Annotated in this window: 17 protein-coding genes; 13 read left to right on the top strand and 4 right to left on the bottom strand. The window is 65.4% G+C overall.

Annotated elements, in window-relative coordinates:
* Positions 1-19: 19 nt before the first annotated feature.
* From lpxD to ACUJB0_RS04110, 9 genes are all read left to right on the top strand, one after another.
* The gene (gene lpxD, locus ACUJB0_RS04150; protein ID WP_444844132.1) at positions 20-1075 is read left to right on the top strand and encodes a UDP-3-O-(3-hydroxymyristoyl)glucosamine N-acyltransferase; all 1056 of its coding nucleotides are present in this window, start codon (positions 20-22) and stop codon (positions 1073-1075) included.
* 4 nt (positions 1076-1079) lie between these two features.
* Positions 1080-1592 carry a 3-hydroxyacyl-ACP dehydratase FabZ gene (fabZ, locus tag ACUJB0_RS04145; protein ID WP_117011317.1) on the top strand — a complete coding sequence of 171 codons (513 nt, stop codon included), beginning with the start codon at positions 1080-1082 and terminating at the stop codon, positions 1590-1592.
* Positions 1593-1594: 2 nt separating this feature from the next.
* On the top strand, positions 1595-2383 hold the full coding sequence (lpxA, locus tag ACUJB0_RS04140) for an acyl-ACP--UDP-N-acetylglucosamine O-acyltransferase (RefSeq protein WP_117011316.1): 789 nt from the start codon (positions 1595-1597) through the stop codon (positions 2381-2383).
* Positions 2367-3545, top strand: coding sequence for a lipid-A-disaccharide synthase (gene lpxB / locus ACUJB0_RS04135; RefSeq protein ID WP_444844131.1), 1179 nt, complete (start codon positions 2367-2369; stop codon positions 3543-3545). The genes lpxA and lpxB overlap by 17 nt, the downstream gene beginning before the upstream one ends.
* 20 nt (positions 3546-3565) lie before the next feature.
* Entirely contained in the window at positions 3566-4207 is a 642-nt protein-coding gene (gene rnhB / locus ACUJB0_RS04130; RefSeq protein ID WP_444844130.1) for a ribonuclease HII, read from the top strand.
* Positions 4204-4989 carry a TrmH family RNA methyltransferase gene (locus ACUJB0_RS04125; protein WP_161084814.1) on the top strand — a complete coding sequence of 262 codons (786 nt, stop codon included), beginning with the start codon at positions 4204-4206 and terminating at the stop codon, positions 4987-4989. The genes rnhB and ACUJB0_RS04125 overlap by 4 nt, the downstream gene beginning before the upstream one ends.
* 20 nt (positions 4990-5009) lie before the next feature.
* Entirely contained in the window at positions 5010-6212 is a 1203-nt protein-coding gene (locus ACUJB0_RS04120; protein WP_444844129.1) for an EAL domain-containing response regulator, read from the top strand.
* 53 nt (positions 6213-6265) lie between these two features.
* Positions 6266-6712 carry an Xre family toxin-antitoxin system antitoxin gene (locus ACUJB0_RS04115; protein ID WP_444844128.1) on the top strand — a complete coding sequence of 149 codons (447 nt, stop codon included), beginning with the start codon at positions 6266-6268 and terminating at the stop codon, positions 6710-6712.
* 271 nt (positions 6713-6983) lie between these two features.
* On the top strand, positions 6984-9449 hold the full coding sequence (locus ACUJB0_RS04110; protein WP_444844127.1) for a catalase: 2466 nt from the start codon (positions 6984-6986) through the stop codon (positions 9447-9449).
* A gap of 1 nt (position 9450) precedes the next feature.
* On the opposite strand, the gene ACUJB0_RS04105 is transcribed toward ACUJB0_RS04110, so the two are convergent.
* Together ACUJB0_RS04105 and ppsR are read right to left on the bottom strand one after the other, a co-directional pair.
* A complete protein-coding gene (locus ACUJB0_RS04105; RefSeq protein ID WP_444844126.1) occupies positions 9451-10806 on the bottom strand; it encodes an amidohydrolase family protein in 1356 nt (451 codons plus the stop codon).
* A gap of 22 nt (positions 10807-10828) precedes the next feature.
* A complete protein-coding gene (ppsR, locus tag ACUJB0_RS04100; protein ID WP_161091794.1) occupies positions 10829-11677 on the bottom strand; it encodes a posphoenolpyruvate synthetase regulatory kinase/phosphorylase PpsR in 849 nt (282 codons plus the stop codon).
* Between the two features lie 154 nt (positions 11678-11831).
* Between ppsR and ppsA the strand changes: the two genes are divergently transcribed.
* From ppsA to ACUJB0_RS04080, 4 genes are all read left to right on the top strand, one after another.
* Positions 11832-14261, top strand: coding sequence for a phosphoenolpyruvate synthase (gene ppsA, locus ACUJB0_RS04095; RefSeq protein WP_444844125.1), 2430 nt, complete (start codon positions 11832-11834; stop codon positions 14259-14261).
* Positions 14262-14417: 156 nt separating this feature from the next.
* On the top strand, positions 14418-14840 hold the full coding sequence (locus tag ACUJB0_RS04090; protein WP_444844124.1) for an NfeD family protein: 423 nt from the start codon (positions 14418-14420) through the stop codon (positions 14838-14840).
* A gap of 22 nt (positions 14841-14862) precedes the next feature.
* A complete protein-coding gene (locus ACUJB0_RS04085; RefSeq protein ID WP_161084821.1) occupies positions 14863-15816 on the top strand; it encodes an SPFH domain-containing protein in 954 nt (317 codons plus the stop codon).
* A 52-nt stretch (positions 15817-15868) separates the two neighbouring features.
* Entirely contained in the window at positions 15869-16285 is a 417-nt protein-coding gene (locus ACUJB0_RS04080; RefSeq protein WP_444844123.1) for a DUF4259 domain-containing protein, read from the top strand.
* A gap of 48 nt (positions 16286-16333) precedes the next feature.
* On the opposite strand, the gene ACUJB0_RS04075 is transcribed toward ACUJB0_RS04080, so the two are convergent.
* Entirely contained in the window at positions 16334-16951 is a 618-nt protein-coding gene (locus ACUJB0_RS04075; protein WP_444844122.1) for an FxDxF family PEP-CTERM protein, read from the bottom strand.
* Positions 16952-17083: 132 nt separating this feature from the next.
* Complete coding sequence (locus tag ACUJB0_RS04070) at positions 17084-18139, bottom strand: TIGR03118 family protein (RefSeq protein WP_444844121.1); 1056 nt, start codon at positions 18137-18139, stop codon at positions 17084-17086.
* Positions 18140-18173 lie beyond the last annotated feature (34 nt).

Below are 18173 nucleotides of genomic sequence, written 5' to 3'. Positions count from 1 at the left end.
ATCAAGATTGGATCACCCGATGGGCACTCGACTAGGGGAATTGGTCGAACGCCTCGGCGGGCAGTTGGTGGGGGACGCGAACCTGGAAGTGACCGGGATCGCGCCACTGACGGACGCCGGCGTTTCGCACATCAGCTTTCTCAGCAATAGCAAACTGCGCGCGCAAGCGCTGCAAAGCCAGGCGGCGGCACTGATCGTGTCGGCCGCCGATGACGCTTTTATCGCCGCCGGCTATGGCGGCGCGCGCATCGTCACCAATAATCCGTACGTGTATTTCGCCCGCGCGGCGCAGTATTTCGAATCGTTGACGGCCATCGTGCCGGCGCCCGGCGTGCACGCCAGCGCGGTGGTGGCGGACGACGCCCGCATCGACGCCAGCGCCCACGTGGGCGCGCGCGTGGTGATCGAGAGCGGCGCCACGATCGGCGCGCGCGCCGTGATCGACGCCGGCTGCTACATCGGCCGCGACGCGGTCATCGGCGAGGACACGCATTTGTTCGCCAACGTGACCTTCCAGGCGCGCTGCGTGATCGGCAAGCGCGGCATCATCCATTCCGGCGCCGTGATCGGCACCGACGGCTTCGGATTCGCCAACGAGGGCGGCGTCTACATCAAGATTCCGCAGACCGGGCGGGTGGTGATCGGCGACGATGTGGACATCGGCGCCAACACCACCATCGACCGCGGCGCGCTGGCCGACACGATCCTGGAGGACGGCGTAAAGCTGGACAACCAGATCCAGATCGGCCACAACTGCCACATCGGCGCGCACACGGCGATGGCCGGCTGCGTCGGCGTGGCGGGCAGCGCGAAGATCGGCAAGTACTGCACCTTTGGCGGCGCCGCCATGGTGCTGGGCCACTTGACCATCGTCGACAAGGTGCACGTGGGTTCGGGCAGCATGGTATCGCGCTCGATCCTGGAACCGGGGCAGTACACGGGCTTTTATCCGCTGGCCAAAAACAGCGAGTGGGAAAAATCTGCCGCCATCGTCCGCAATCTGTCGACGATGCGCGATAAAATCCGCGCGCTGGAAAAAACAATTAAAACATTGACGAATCAAGACGAGAACTAAAATCATGACCACAACCACCCCTGTCACCTCCGAATCCACCTGCACCAAGAAGTGCCTGGATATCCACGCCATCAAGCAGTACCTGCCGCACCGCTACCCCATGCTGCTGGTGGACCGCGTGCTGGACTGGGAGTCGGGCAAGACCATCACGGCGATCAAGAACGTCACCGTCAATGAGGAATTCTTCAACGGCCACTTCCCGCACAAGCCAGTCATGCCGGGCGTGCTGATGATCGAGGCGATGGCGCAAACCGCCGCCATCCTGTCCTTCCTGACCATGGACATCAAGCCGGACGAGAATTCGGTGGTGTACTTCGTCGGCATCGACAACGCGCGCTTCAAGCGTCCGGTGGAGCCGGGCGACCAGCTGGTGATGAACGTCGAGATCCTGCGCGTCGCGCGCGGCATCTGGAAGTACAAGGCGGTCGGCACGGTCGACGGCCAGACCGCGGTCGAGGCGGAACTGATGTGCACCATCCGCAGCGCGGCCGACGCCAGCCAGCCAGCCGGGAAGTAATCATGGCCAAGATTCACGCCACCGCCATCGTCGATCCGAAAGCGCAGCTCGACGAATCCGTCGAAGTCGGGCCGTATTCGGTGATCGGCCCGAACGTGGTGATCGGCGCGCGCACCGTGGTCGGTCCGCACGTGGTCATCGAGGGCAACACCACCATCGGCAGCGACAACAAGTTCTTCCAGTTCTCGTCGATCGGCGCCGCGCCGCAGGACAAGAAGTGGAACGGCGAGCCTACCCGCCTGACCATCGGCGACCGCAACACCATCCGCGAGTTCTGCACCTTCAACACCGGCACGGTGCAGGACAAGGGCGTGACCTCGCTGGGCAACGACAACTGGATCTCGGCCTACGTCCACCTGGCGCACGACTGCCAGATCGGCAGCAACACGATCTTCTCGAACAACGCGCAGATCGCCGGCCACGTCGAAATCGGCGACTGGGTGATCATGAGCGGCTTCGCCAACGTGCACCAGTTCTGCAAGATCGGCGCGCACGCCTTCGTCGGCATGAGCACCTCGCTGACGCAGGACGTGCCGCCGTTCGTTCTGTTGAACGGCAATCCGGCGCAGGCGCACGGCGTCAACATCGAGGGCCTGAAGCGGCGCGGCTTTACGCGCGAGCAGATCAACGGCATCCGCACCGCGTATAAGCTGATCTACCGCTCCGGCCTGACGCTGGAAGAGGCCAAGGTCGCATTGCAGGCCGAAGAGGATGCGATGCCGGCTGCGGCGGAGCAGATCCGCTCCATGCGCGAATTCCTCAACATCGCCAGCCGTGGCATCGTCCGCTGACCTGACGGCCGCCGCGCCTTCGCCATTGTCGGTGGCGCTGGTGGCGGGCGAGCCGTCGGGCGACCTGCTGGCGGCGCGGCTGCTGTCCGGCCTGCGTCCGCACCTGCCGGATGCGCGCTTCCATGGCATCGGCGGCGAGCACATGATGGCGCAAGGTTTCGAGTCGCACTGGCCGATGGACAAGCTGACCGTGCGCGGCCTGCTGGCCGTGATCCCGCGCTACCGCGAGATCAAGGGGATCCAGAACCAGCTGCGCGACCAACTGCTGGCCGAGCGGCCGGCCGCCTTCATTGGCGCCGACTATCCGGGCTTTAACCTCGGGCTGGAAGAGCAGCTCAAGGCGGCCGGGATTCCGACCATACACTACATCGGGCCGCAGATCTGGGCCTGGCGCGGTGGACGCATCAAGAAGATCATCCGGGCTGTGTCGCACATGCTGGTGGTGTTTCCTTTCGAAGAGGAGATTTACCGCCAGGCCGGCGTGCCGGTGAGTTACGTCGGCCATCCGCTGGCGGAAGTCATCCCGATGGCGCCGGACGTGGCGGGCGCGCGGCGCGCGCTGGGCATGCCGGAGGACGCCAACGTGGTGGCCATCATGCCGGGCAGCCGCATGTCCGAGATCAAGTACAACACGGTGGCCTTCATCGGCGCGGCGCGCCTGCTCAAGCAGCGCGACCGTACGCTGCGTTTCGTGGCGCCGATGGCGGGGGAACGGCAGCGCAAGTACTTCCTCGAACTGGTGGCGCAGGCCGGCCTGCAGGACGTTGAAGTGCAGCTGCTCGACGGCCAGTCGCACACCGCGATCGCCGCGGCGGACGCGGTGCTGGTGGCGTCGGGCACGGCGTCGCTGGAGGTGGCGCTGTTCAAGAAGCCGATGGTGATAGCCTATCGGATGGCGGAATTGGAATGGCAGATCCTGCGCCACTTCAACTACCAGCCGTGGATCGGCATGCCGAACATCCTGGCGCGCGAGTTCCTGGTGCCTGAGCTGCTGCAGAACGCCGCCAATTCCGAAGCGCTGGCGCAAGCCATGTGGAAGCAGCTGAGCGACGCCCCGCACCGCCAGCGGCTGGTCGAGCGTTTCACCGACATGCATCACAGCCTGCTGCGCAACAGCGCGGTGGAGAGCGCGGCCGCTGTGCTCAAGGTCATCAAAGCTTAACCGTATCATCGAGAATCAACGTGAAAAACCCAACCCCCGGCCTGTTCGACTTCCTGCCCGACTCGCCCGATGAAATCATTTGCGGCGTCGACGAGGCGGGCCGTGGCCCGCTGGCCGGCCCGGTGTACGCGGCTGCCGTGATCCTGGATGTCTCGCGGCCGATCGAAGGCCTGCGCGACTCCAAGAAGCTGACCGAGGCCAAGCGCGACATGCTGGCGCCGCTGATCAAGGCCAACGCGCTGGCGTGGGCGATCGCCGAGGCGTCGGAAGAGGAAATCGACAAGCTCAATATCCTGCAGGCGTCGATGCTGGCGATGCGGCGCGCGGTGGAGGCATTGAGCACCGTGCCGACGCTGGCCCTGGTCGACGGCAACCGGTGCCCGGTGATGAAGATACAGAGCATCGCGGTGATCGGCGGCGACGACAAGGTCGACGCCATCTCGGCCGCCTCGATCCTGGCCAAGACCGCGCGCGACGCCGCGCTGGTGACCCTGCACGCGCAGTATCCGCAGTACTGCTTCGACCAGCACAAAGGCTACGGCACCGCGCTGCACCTGGAGCGCCTGCGCGCGCATGGCGCCTCGCCGGTGCACCGCCGCTCGTTCGCGCCGGTGCGGGCGGTGCTGGAGGAATTCGCGCTGCGCGCAGGGAGAGCCGCATGAAGACCATCACCTCGCGCGACAACGCGCAGTACAAGGAGCTGGTCAAGCTGGCCGGCAGTTCGCAGGCGCGCCGCAAGTCCGGCCGCACGCTGCTCGACGGCGTGCACCTGTGCCAGGCCTATTTGCAGCTGCGCGGCCTGCCGGAGCAGTGCATCGTCAGCGAAACCGCGCTGCACAACCCGGAAGTGATGGACATCGTCGGCCAGCTGGAGGCCCAGCACGCGCACGTGCTGGGATTGCCGGATGCGCTGTACAACGCCGTCAGCCAGGTGGAACACGGTGTCGGCGTGATGTTCCTGATCGAGACGCCGGAGCGCGCCGTGACCGAGCCGCTGGCCGTGTCGGCGGTGCTGCTCGATAACGTGCAGGATCCCGGCAACGTCGGCTCCATCCTGCGCAGCGCGGCGGCGGCCGGCATCACCCAGGTGTACTGTAGCGCCGGATCGGCGTTCTGCTGGTCGCCCAAGGTGCTGCGCGCGGCAATGGGCGCGCACTTTGTGCTCGACATTTTCGAGAACGTCGACCTGGCGCAGCTGGTCGCGGCCTCCAAGGTGACCTCGCTGGCCACCAGCGGCTACGCCACCCAACGCTTGTACGACGTCGACCTGCGCCAGCCAGTGGCGTGGCTGTTTGGCCACGAAGGGCAGGGCGTTGCGGATGACCTGCTGTCCATGGCAACCCATCAGGTGGTGATTCCCCACCTGGGCCAGGTGGAGTCGCTGAACGTCGCCGCATGCGCGGCAGTATGCTTTTTCGAGCAAGTCAGGCAGAATCAAGGGTAATAGCCTTATTGGAGCCGCCGATGGATATCGCGCAGTTGCACTTTCTGGTAGCCGAAGGGGATCAGGTACAACGCCACGCGCTGGCCGATATCCTGGTGCACCTGGGCGTGGGCCGGATCACGCAGGCGCCCGACGGCCATACGGCGCTGCGCCATTTCAGCGCCGGCATCACGCCGGCGGTGGATATCGCCATCATCGACCTGGCGCTGCCGGGCATGGACGCGCTGGAGCTGATACGCCGGCTCTCTGAAGCCAAATCGCGCGTGGGCGTGGTCGTGGTGGGCGCGCAGTCCAATGCGGTGCTGTTTTCCGTGGAGACGATGGCGGCGGCCTACGGCATCAACATGCTGGGCGCGATCGGCAAGCCGGTGATCGGCAGCCGGCTGGAAGCGATCATCACCGACTACCTGCAGCCCTCGGAGGCCCGCGCCGCCGCGCGCGAACAGACGCCACACATCTCGTTTGCCGAAGTGGGGCAGGGCTTGCAGATGCGCGAATTCGATCCCTACTTCCAGCCCAAGATCGAGCTGGAGACGGGGCAGGTCAAGGGCCTGGAGATGTTCGCGCGCTGGCGCCATCCGCTGTATGGCGTGCTTGGACCGGCGTCGTTCATGCCGGCGCTGGAGGATAACCGCCGCATTGATTTCCTCGACTGGAGCATGATCGAAAAGTCGGTGGCGGCCTGCCGCACCTTGCACGACCAGGGCATCCCGATTTCGTTTTCCATCAACGTCGACCAAGGGACACTGGCGCATCCGCAGTTCATGGAGCAGATCGCGGCCTGCCTGGACCGCCATCGCATCATGGCCGACTACATCACCTTCGAGATGACCGAATCGGCGGTGCTGACCACTGACCCGCATTTCCTCGAACGGCTGCTGCGCCTGCGCATGAAGGGCTTCGGCCTGGCCATCGACGATTACGGCACGGGGCGCAGCAACCTGCAGCTTCTGGCGCGCATCCCGTTCTCCGAACTGAAGATAGACCGCAGCTTTGTCGACGGCGCCTCCAAGCGGCAGGCCATCGGCACGGTGCTGCGCTCCTGCCTTGGACTGGCGCGTAACCTGGACCGGCGCTCGGTGGCGGTTGGCGTCGAGACCAAGCAGGATTGGGACTTCCTGCAAGGGCTGGGCTGCACCTACGCCCAAGGCTACTACATCGCCAAGCCAATGCCGGTCGAGGAGTTCCCGGCCTGGCTGGCCGACTGGCAGCACTTCTTCTGAAGCGCGGTGGCTTGCCTCATTTGGACTATACTGAAGTCTCAAAGGAGAAGGTTATGTCTGCGAAACGCGCGCCAGCCAAAGTTGTCTACCTTTATCAAGTCGACCCGCAAACGCGCATCGCCGCGATACGAAAGGGTATCCCGGCCTCGATGGTCGGTGAACTTTCATCAACAATGGGAATTAGCAAAGAGCTGCTGCTCGGCAGCCTCGGCCTGTCCCGCGCGACCATCAGCCGGAAGGAGAAGGACGGGACGGCATTGTCGAAAGACGAGTCCGAGCGCGTCCTGGGCCTGGCCGCCTTGGTCGGCAAGGTGCAGACGATGGTGGAGGAGTCCGGCGATCCGACTGGTTTTGACGCGGCACATTGGCTGGCGGACTGGTTGGCCAAGCCGCTGCCGGCGCTCGGCGGCGCGACGCCGGCGAGCTATATGGACACGTTCGAAGGGCAAAAACTGGTGGCTGAATTGCTTTCCATGATGCAGAGCGGAGCCTATGCATGACCACGCCCTTGTGGCGTATCGCCGTCGAGGCGCCTGCCTATACGGCCAATGATCTGACTGGCGCCGGCTCCAATGATTAATCCGCGCCATCCAGATGTGGCCTCCATTACCGCGACAACGATCAGGCGCTGGATCTACGATCCTCGGTTTTTCGCCTGATCACGGCATGCCCAGCTCGCTTGAGCACCATCAAACACCTGCCCGCGCAAGAAACGCACACTGAATCGCGGCCGTCCATCCGGGCCGGCGCGATATTCAGACGAGGTGCGACATGGCTAATCCCAAAGACAACGGCGGCGCGGTAGACGGCGCCGGTTCCATTCTCAGCACGGTGGCCGGGCCCGCCGACCCGCCGCACCCGTCGCGGCTCGGTCCTCCGAACCCGATTGCCGCGCAGTTGCTGGAAAAGGTCACCAGCGACGAGCAGCTGGCCGCCGCGATGCGCTTTAACGAAACCAAGCCGCTGGAATACGGCGACGCCGCCTTCACCCCGCACCTGGGCGAAACGCGTCCGCCTTCGAGCGCCTTCGCCACCGCCAGCACCAGCACGGAGACGGTGGCTTCGCCCAAGGACGGCGAGGGCCATCCCAACATCGGCAACAACCCGCTGGACGGCTCGCTGGACCGCGTGCGGGTGGACGACAGCGGCCGCGAACTGACCACCAACCAGGGCGTGAAGGTGGCCGACAACCAGGACAGCCTGAAGATCGGCCTGCGCGGCCCGACCGCGATGGAGGACTTCATCCTGCGCGAGAAGATCACCCACTTCGACCACGAGCGCATCCCCGAGCGCGTGGTGCATGCGCGCGGCTCGGCGGCGCACGGCTACTTCGAAAGCTACGGCGATCACAGTCCCATCACGCGCGCCTCGCTGCTGGCGGCGGCGGGCAAGCGCACGCCGGTGTTCGTGCGCTTCTCGACGGTGGCCGGCGAACGCGGCTCGGCCGACACGGTGCGCGACGTGCGCGGTTTCGCCGTCAAGTTCTACACCGACGAAGGCAACTGGGACCTGGTCGGCAACAACATCCCCGTGTTCTTCATCCAGGACGCGATGAAGTTCCCGGACCTGATCCACGCGGTCAAGCCGGAGCCGCACAACGGCATGCCGCAGGCGGCCAGCGCGCATGACACCTTCTGGGACTTCGCCTCGCTCAGCCCCGAGATCACCCACATGCTGATGTGGCACCTGTCGGACCGCGCGATCCCGCGCAGCTACCGCATGATGCAGGGCTTCGGCGTGCACACCTTCCGGCTGGTGAACGCGCAGGGCGCCTCGGTGTTCTGCAAATTCCACTGGACGCCGATGGCCGGCACGCACTCGCTGGTGTGGGACGAGGCGGCGCGGCTGGCGGGCGCCGATCCGGACTACCACCGGCGCGACCTGTGGGAAGCCATCGAGGCCGGCCAGTTCCCCGAGTGGGAGCTGGGCGTGCAGCTGTTCAGCGCCGAACAGGCGGCGCAGTTCCCCTTCGATATCCTCGACCCGACCAAGATCGTGCCGGAGGAGATGGTGCCGGTGCAGCCCATCGGCCGCATGGTCCTGGACCGCAATCCCGACAACTTCTTCGCCGAGACCGAGCAGGTGGCCTTCTGCGCCGCGCATGTGGTGCCGGGCGTCGACTTCAGCGACGATCCGCTGCTGCAGGGCCGCATCCACTCCTACATCGACACCCAGATCTCGCGCCTGGGCGGCGCCAACTTCCACGAGATCCCGATCAACACGCCGCTGGCGCAGATCCACAACAACCAGCGCGACGGCATGCACCGGCAGTCGGTCAACCGTGGCCGGGTGAGTTACGAGCCCAATTCGCTGGCGGGCGGCTGTCCGTTCCAGGCAGGCGCCAAGGGCTTCGTCAGCTTCCCCGAGCCGCAGCAGGCCAGCAAGGTGCGCGGCAAGCCGGAGCTGTTCGCCGACCATTATTCGCAGGCGCGTTTGTTCTGGAAGAGTCAGACGCCGGTGGAGCAGAACCACATCATCGCCGGCTTCCGCTTCGAACTGACGCGGGTGCAGACGCCGGCGATCCGGCGGCGCATGCTGGCAGGCTTGGTCAATGTCGACCAGCGGCTGGCGACCGGCGTGGCCGCAGGCTTGGGCATGGAGGTGCCGCCGCCGCTGCCGCTGTCCACCAACTTGCCGATGCACGACTATCCGCCGTCGCCGCCGCTGTCGCTGTTCAGCCGTCCCGGCGCCACCGGCATCCGGACGCTGAAGGTGGCGCTGCTGGTGGCGCCCGGCGTGGATGCGGCCCAGGTGCGGGACATGTATGCCGCGCTGCTGGACGGCGGTGCCGTGCCGCGCCTGGTCGGGGAGCGCATCGGCAAGCTGCCTGGCACGGACCTGGATGTGGAGATCAGCTTCGAGACCGGGCCGTCGGTGCTGTGGGACGGCGCCATCGTGCCGGATCGCGACGATGCCTACGCTGGCCTGGCGGCCGACGCATCGGGCAGCGATACCCCGGGCAGCGACACACCGGGCGGCACGCCGCTCAACCGCGATGTGGCGGCGCTGGAGTTCGTGCGGCTGCAGTACCGGCACGACAAGCCACTGCTGGCCGTCGGCAATGGCGCGCAGCTGCTGCACGCGGCGGGCCTCCCGCAGGTGCTGCCGGATGGTGAGCCGGACCCCGGCGTCATCATCTTCGAACGTGGTGAGGGCGCGGCGGCGCTGTTGCGGTTCGATGCGGCGCTGGTGCGTCACCGTGTCTACGCCCGCGAAACCGATCCGCCGATCGTCTAGCCTAGTCTGGCCGGTAGTTGGCGCGCACGCCGGCTTGTAGCGCGGCCAGCGCCGGCCGGTCGTACCAGCGTCCCTCGGCCATCACGCCCAAGGGCGCGCGCAAGGTCGACAGGCCGTCGAGCGGATTGTGCTCGGTCAGCAGCAGGTCGGCGCGATAGCCGGCCACCACCTGGCCGAACGGCACGCCACCCTTGGTACGGGCGATGAAGGCTCCCGGTGCGCTGGTGGCCGTCGCCAGCGCCTGGTAGCGGCTCAGGTGCGAGCCTTCCAGTTCGGCCAGATTGTCGTGCAGCGAGTAGCCCGGCACCAGGCCGGGGATGGATGGCGCGTCGGTGCCGGACAACAGCTCGACGCCGCCATCGGCCATCGCCTTGGCCAGCTTGCGCAGGAAGGCCAGCTTGGCCTCCAGCCGCGCCGACTTGCCGGCGTAGCCGCTGCGGCGCCAGGCCTGCATGTCGGACGGCGAAAGGTACGCGGTCTCCGGCGCGGTCAGGAAGGCGCGTACCACCTCGGGATGGCCGATCTGGCTGGCGATGGCGTGGTAGGTCACCACGTCGGCGATCACCGCCGCGCCGTGGCGCCTGGCCAGCGCCACCGCCTCCGGGATGCGCGACTCATCGGGCGGCACGTCGGTTTCCTGCGCGCCGGCCGGCGTGAAAAACGTATAAAAGAATTCCTCCAGATGGGCGACCATCACCTGGCCTTGCGCCAGCTGGCGCTCCAGCCGCACGGCCGTCACGCCGTGGCCCACCAGCGGCATGTGCTGGGCGCGGCCCGCGTCGGCCAATGCGCCGAACACCTCCGGCGCCAGTCCCGTATAAACCTTGATGTAGTCATAGCCGTTGGCGGCGGCCAGATCGACCACCGCGCGCGCCTGCGCCGGCGTCTTCACCTGCAGGCCGTTGTAGTCCGGCGTGCCGTCGACCATCAGGCTGGCATAGACGTGAGGGCCGGGCAGGGCGCCGCGCGCCACCGCCGGTATGATGCTGTCGACCAGGTTGGGGCGGGCGCCGCCCATGTTGAGCAGCGTGGTCACGCCCTTGGACAGGTATAGCGCCAGGTCGTCGCGGGTTTCGGAGTGGGTGTGCATGTCGGCCAGGCCGGGCGAAACCCAGGCCGTGCCGTGGCCGTCGACGACGCGGTAGCCGGCCGGCGTGGCCAGCGCCGCACCGACCGCCTCGATGCGGCCGTCCTTGACCAGCACCGTCTGGTCGCGCAGCACGTGATCGCTGTCCATCGGCGCCACGTTGACGTGCACGAAGGCGGTGGACTGCGGCGGGCCGGACTGCGCCCACGCCGCCGATGCCAGCGCGAGCGCCGCCAGCAGCGCCACAGGCCGCGCGATCAGCCGCGTCATCAGCCGCACCGTCGGCCGCATTTCAGTACTCGCGCCGGTTAGGCTTGATCTCCTGCAGGATGGTGGTGGAGATCTCTTCGATTGACTTGGTGGTCGAGGACAGCCAGCGGATGCCTTCGCGCTTCATCATCATCTCGGCCTCGTTGACCTCGTAGCGGCAGTTTTCCAGCGCCGCGTACTTGCTGCCGGCGCGCCGCTCGTTGCGGATCTCGGACAGGCGTTCCGGCGTGATGGTCAGGCCGAAGATCTTGGACTTGAACTCGTACAGCGACGACGGCAGCTTGCCGCGCTCGAAATCGTCCGGGATCAGCGGATAGTTGGCCGCCTTGATCCCGTACTGCATCGCCAGGTACAAGCTGGTCGGCGTCTTGCCCGAGCGCGACACGCCCACCAGGATCACGTCCGCCGACGACAGGTTCTTGTGCGACTGGCCATCGTCGTGCGCCAGCGAGAAATTGATCGCCTCGATGCGGTTCTTGTACTCCTCGCTGTCGACGATGTTGTGCGAGCGGCCGATGGTGTGGGTCGACTTGGCGCCCAACTCTTGTTCCAACGGCGCAACAAAAGTCTGGAACATGTCCATATACATGCCCTTGCAGTGGCGGATCACGTCGGACAGCTCGGTCTTGACCAAGGTCGAGAAGATGATCGGACGTTGACCATCGGTTTCAAACGCCTCGTTGATCTTGCGTACCGCGTCGTGCGCTTTATCAAGTGTATCGATGAATGGCAGGCGGATTTGGCGGAAACGCAACTCGAATTGGGTCAATACCGAGTGACCAAAGGTTTCTGCCGTGATGCCGGTGCCGTCGGAAACGAAGAAGACCGTGCGGGCCACCGTGGGCAGGGGAGGACGTTGTTCTAGTGTCATGTAATGTTGGCCTGTCGTTATTGTGAATCGTCAATTTGGGCCGCAGGCTGTAGAATGGGCGCCATAGGTAAGATTGTGCTGCACGACGACCAGAATAACAAGAAACAAAGTCTGCGCCTCGCTGGAAGATTTCTATCATCAAAAAGGTGTCATTATGTCCAACGCAGCATTGAAGGAGCAGAGTAACGGAGCGGTATACGTCGCATCGTTCGAACATTTACGCATGACGGACGTCGAATCCGTCGGCGGTAAAAACGCCTCATTAGGCGAAATGATCAGCCAGCTGGCCGGCGCCGGCGTGCGGGTTCCGGGCGGCTTCGCCACCACGGCCCAGGCTTTCCGCGACTTCCTGTCGCACAGCGTCGACGGCGGCAAGCCGTTGGCCGACCGCATCGCCGACCGCCTCGCCGATCTGAACATCGACGACGTGCGCGCGCTGGCGCAAGCGGGCGCCGAGATCCGTCAATGGATCGTCGAAACCCCGTTCCAGCCACGTCTGCAGCAGGAAATCGAGACGTTCTACCACCAGCTGGTGGCCGATTCCAGCACCGAGATGTCGTTCGCCGTGCGCTCCTCGGCCACCGCCGAAGACTTGCCGGACGCTTCGTTCGCCGGTCAGCAGGAAACCTTCCTCAACGTGGTCGGCATCGAGAACGTGCTCGACGCGATGAAACACGTGTTCGCGTCGCTGTACAACGACCGCGCCATCTCCTACCGCGTGCACAAGGGCTTCACCCACGCTGAAGTGGCGCTGTCGGCCGGCGTGCAGCGCATGGTCCGTTCCGACCTGGGCGCGGCCGGTGTGATGTTCACCATCGACACCGAGTCCGGCTTCAAGGACGTGGTGTTCGTCACCTCCAGCTATGGCCTTGGCGAGACGGTGGTGCAGGGCGCGGTCAATCCGGACGAGTTCTATGTCCACAAACCGATGCTGGAAAAAGGCAAATCGCCGGTCATCCGCCGCAATATCGGCTCCAAGCTGCTGAAGATGGAGTTCACCAACGAAGCCAAGGCTGGCCGTTCGGTCAAGACCGTGGATGTTCCGGTCGAAATGCGCAACCGCTACTCGCTGAACGACGCCGAAGTGGTGGAACTGGCCAAGTACGCCGTCATCATCGAGAACCACTACGGCCGTCCGATGGACATCGAGTGGGGCAAGGATGGCCGCGACGGCAAGCTGTACATCCTGCAGGCGCGTCCTGAAACCGTGAAGTCGCAGCAGAAGGCGACCGACGTGCAGCAGCGCTTCAAGCTCAAGTCCACCGGCACGGTGCTGGCCTCCGGCCGCGCCATCGGCCAGAAGATCGGCGCCGGTCCGGTGCGCGTGATCCACGACCCGGCCGACATGGAACGCGTGCAGCCAGGCGACGTGCTGGTCGCCGACATGACCGACCCTAACTGGGAACCGGTGATGAAGCGCGCCTCGGCCATCGTCACCAACCGCGGCGGACGCACCTGCCACGCGGCGATCATCGCCCGTGAACTGGGCGTGCCCGCGGTGGTCGGCTGCGGCGACGCCACCGAAGTGCTGAAGGACGGCACCTTCGTCACCGTGTCCTGCGCCGAAGGCGACGAGGGCAAGATCTACGACGGCCTGCTGGAAACCGAAGTGTCCGAAGTGTCGCGCGGCGAGCTGCCAAAGCTGGCCACCAAGATCATGCTCAACGTCGGCAATCCGCAGCTGGCCTTCGACTTCCAGTCGGTGCCGAACGGCGGCGTTGGCCTGGCGCGTCTTGAGTTCATCATCAACAACAACATCGGCGTGCACCCGAAGGCGATCCTCGAATATCCGAACATCGACGCCGACCTGAAAAAGGCCGTGGAGTCGGTCGCGCGCGGCCACGCCTCGCCGAAAGCCTTCTACGTCGACAAACTGGCCGAAGGCGTGGCGACCATCGCCGCCGCCTTCTGGCCGAAGCCTGTCATCGTGCGCCTGTCGGACTTCAAGTCCAACGAGTACAAGAAGCTGATCGGCGGTTCGCGCTACGAGCCGGACGAGGAAAACCCGATGCTGGGCTTCCGCGGCGCGGCGCGCTACCTGGCGGCCGATTTTGCCGGTGCGTTCGAAATGGAATGCCAGGCCATGAAGCGCGTGCGTAACGACATGGGCCTGACCAACGTCGAGATCATGGTGCCGTTCGTGCGCACGCTGGGCCAGGCCGAGAAGGTCGTAGACCTGCTGGCCAAGAACGGCCTGGTACGCGGCGAGAACGACCTGCGCCTGATCATGATGTGCGAAGTGCCATCGAACGCGCTGCTGGCCGATCAGTTCCTCGACCACTTCGACGGCTTCTCCATCGGTTCCAACGACCTGACCCAGCTGACCCTGGGCCTGGACCGCGATTCCGGCATGGCGCTGCTGGCGGCGGACTTCGACGAGCGCGATCCGGCCGTCAAAGCCTTGCTGGCGCTGGCGATCAAGGCTTGCCGCGCGCGCGGCAAGTACATCGGCATCTGCGGCCAGGGTCCTTCCGACCATCCGGACTTCGCGGTCTGGCTGATGGAGCAGGGCATCGAATCGATGTCGCTGAACCCGGACTCGGTGATCGACACCTGGCAGAAGCTGGCAGCCCTGCAAAAGTAATAAAGTGTTGACGCGGGCGTATTTTGGTTTAGACTGGAGTTATCGAATTGAGTTGTAAATAACACTATCAATACCATACGCCTTGCAGCAAAAACCCTCGCAGCCCGCACCGGGACGCGGGGGTTTTTGCATTTTCAAACCTGAGAGGAGTGCATCATGGCTGACTGGAGTTTTTGGTTGATGGCCGCCGGCGTTACCGTGATCCTGGAACTGTTCAGCGGCACGTTCTATCTGCTGATGATCGCCATCGGGCTGGTGTCGGGCGCGCTGGCGGCGGCGCTGGGCTTCGGCATGGCGTTGCAGACGCTGTTCGCCGCCGTGGTGGGCATCGGCGCCACCATGCTGCTGCGGCGCAGCCGCTTCGGCAAGCTGGTCAACCGCACCCGCGCCGAGCACGACCCCAACGTCAACATGGACATCGGCCAGACCGTCCACGTGCCGGCCTGGCACGACGGCGCGGCGCGCGTGATGTACCGCGGCGCGCTGTGGGATGTCGAACTGGCGCCGGGCGCGACGCCGGCGCCGGGGCAGTACAAGATACGTGAAGTACGCGGCAGCCGCCTGATCGTGGCGGCTTGAGATTCACCCACTGGAGAGTTTTATGGATATCAGCTTCGGCAATGTCACCTTCATCATTTTCATCCTGGCCCTGGTGTTCGTGTTCAAGACCATCAACGTCGTGCCGCAGCAGCACGCGTGGGTGGTCGAGCGGCTCGGCAAATACCACGCCACGCTGGGCCCCGGCCTGAACATCGTGATCCCCTTTGTCGACCGCGTCGCCTACAAGCACGTGCTCAAGGAGATCCCGCTCGACGTGCCGCCACAGGTCTGCATCACCAAGGACAACACCCAGCTGCAGGTGGACGGCATCCTGTACTTCCAGATCACCGACGCCATGCGCGCCTCGTACGGCTCTTCCAATTACATCTCCGCCATCACGCAGCTGGCGCAGACCACGCTGCGCTCGGTGATCGGCCGCATGGAGCTCGACAAGACCTTTGAGGAGCGCGACCATATCAACACCGCCATCGTCAACGCCATCGACGAATCGGCCGCCAACTGGGGCGTGAAGGTGCTGCGCTACGAGATCAAGGATTTGACGCCGCCGAAGGAGATCCTGCACGCGATGCAGGCGCAGATCACCGCCGAGCGCGAAAAGCGCGCGCTGATCGCCGCCTCCGAGGGCCGCAAGCAGGAGCAGATCAACATCGCCAGCGGCGAGCGCGAGGCGCAGATCGCCCGCTCGGAGGGCGACAAGCAGGCCGCCATCAACCGCGCGCAGGGCCAAGCCGCCGCCATCGTCGCGCTGGCCGAGGCCAACGCCGCCGCGCTGCGCCAGGTGGGCGCGGCAATCCGCGAGCCGGGCGGCGAGGACGCCGTCAACCTCAAGGTGGCCGAGCAGTACGTGGGCGCCTTCTCGCAGCTGGCCAAGACCAACAACTCCATCATCATCCCGGCCAACCTGGGCGAGATGAGCGGCTTGATCGCGACCGCCATGCAGGTGGTCAAATCGCAGAAGGACGGACCGGCGGCCAAGGCCATCGTCAAGGGCTGACCGGCGGCAGGTGCGCTGATAAAATGCCGGACGAAATAATATAGGAGCAGCGATGGGTACATGGGCGGTGGACGCGTTCGGCAACGACTACGCGCAGGATTGGGCCGAAGACCTGGCGCAGACCAGCAATCTGGAGGCGGTGGAAAACACGCTGGACGTGGCGCTGGAACATCCCGGCGAGATGCTCGAAGCGCCGTTCGCGGCCGAGGCGCTGGTGGCGGTGGAAGTGCTGGCGCGGCTGCAGGGCAAGGGCGGCGAGCGCGGCGAGGACAGCGCGGCGGTCGACGAGTGGGTCGACGCGCGCAAGGCCAAGGCCCGCGCGCGCACCGACCTGGCGGAGAAGGCCGGCCGCGCCATCGAGCGCATCCTGTCGGATCAATCGGAGTTGCGCGAGCTGTGGGCCGACAGCGAACACTACGCCGAATGGCGCGCCTCGGTCGAAGCGCTGCGCGGACGGATCAGCGCCTGAAATGAAAAAACGCCCCGAAGGGCGTTTTTTGATGGACGTGCGTCCGGATTACTTGGCGGCCTTGCGACGGCGCGCCACCACACCGACCAGGCCCAGGCCCGCCAGCATCATGGCATAGGTTTCCGGCTCAGGCACGGCGGTGGTCAGCGAAACGTTGTCCAGCGAGGTGCCGTAGCTGTCCGAAGTGCCGGTGGCGATGAACTTCAGCTTCATCGCGCTGCCGTTGCCGATCAGCGAGTAGGTGCGGGTTTCCCAAGCGCCGTTCAACGAGTTGTTGACGTGGGCGATTTCGGCACCACCCCAGTCCACCGACAGGCCCTGCGACGAGAGCGCCACACCCGGACGGTTCTCGAACTGGAACGACAGCGTGTAGTGCTGGCCGAGCACGGTCTGCACGGACTGGAACATGCTGCTGTTCTTGTTGGTGTCCAGCTCGACGAAGTTCACGCCCTGGGCGGCGCTGCCGGCGACATTGTTGCGCAGCTCGATGCCGTGCTCACCGCCGGTCCAGCCGGTCAGGTTGGCGTAATTGGCCCAGGTGTTGGCCGACTGGTGGTTGGCTTCAAAGCTGCCGTTGACCAGCAGTTCGACTGGCGCGGCGAAGGCGTTGGCGCCAGACAGCAGGGCGACGAGCGCGGCGGATTTGATCAGATTTTTGATATGCATTCTTGTGATTCCCCGTGATGTTGGTTATTAGAAACTTATATTTCCCGAAAGACAAGAGCATTGTAATTCATGAATCTCTTTTTGGCGAGCTTTTTTTGTCATGGACGATTTGAAAGCCGCATGGCTGTGGCGTTAGCGCATATCGATGCGGCCGTACAGCCCGTGCGTTTCATCGCCCGGCCCGGCCGCGAAGAACAGCGTGTTGGTGGGCTGGCTGTTGACGCCGGGCCCGAAAGCGATGCCCCACAAGCCGTCGATCGCGATGGCGCCGCCGTCGGCCTTGGATAGCGTGCCGGCCATGGCGCCGCTGGCGGTGTCATAGGCGTTGATCCTGCCGTCGCCGAAATTCCCGACCAGCAGTTTGCCGCTGAAGGTGCCGAAGTTGGACGGCGCCAGCGCCATGCCCCAGGGCGCGTTCAGCGCGCCGCCCATCGCCAGTTGCTTGAGCAGGTTGCCGCCGGTGTCGAACACGTCGACCGCGCCCAGGCCGGCGCCGGCCACCTCGTCGTCGCCGCCGCTCTCGCGCTGGGCGTAGGCGATGTAGATGCGGTCGCCGATGGCCTGGATGCCGAACGGCGCGTAGTTGGCCGGCAGCGCCGGGTCGCGGAAGGCGCCGGCCAGCGCCACCTTGTTGAAGTTGGCGTCGAAGACGTCGACGCGGTTGTTGTGGAAGTCCGCCGCGTACAGATAGTGGGCGTTGTTCCAGGTGGCGATGGCCAGGCCCTTGTAGACCGCCTGCGCGGCGGCGCCGTCCACCACCGCCGGGGCGTTGGTGCGGTCGGCGGTGGGCGACCAGGCGGCGATCTTGCCGCTCTCGGTGGCGAACAGGAAGGGGCTGGCGCGGAAGTCGGCGCTGCCGTTGTAGACGATGCCGGTCGGCGCCGGCGGCGTGGCGACCACCAGCGCTTGCGGCACGCCGTTGCCGTCGTACAGCGTCGACGTCGCGCTGCCGTTGTTGGCGACCCAGACGAAGCCGGTGGGATTGAAGGCGATGCCCCAGGCGTTGACCAGTTTGGCGTCGGTCTGGGCGGCGCTGCCGGCGGTGTCGCCGACCAGCTTGCTGACATTGAACAGGGTGGCGACCGGCGGCATGACGACCGGGGGCGGGGCCATCGGCGTGTCGTAGCCGCCGCCTCCGCAGGCGGACAGGGCCAGCGCGGCCACGGCGGTGAGTGTGCGGGTATGCATGGCGGTTCCTTTCGGGATCAGGGTGGATATCCCG

This window comes from Duganella caerulea, from assembly GCF_040362985.1.
GTDB classification, from domain to species: domain Bacteria; phylum Pseudomonadota; class Gammaproteobacteria; order Burkholderiales; family Burkholderiaceae_D; genus Rugamonas; species Rugamonas vulcania.
This window is presented reverse-complemented; position numbering and strand designations above follow the sequence as displayed.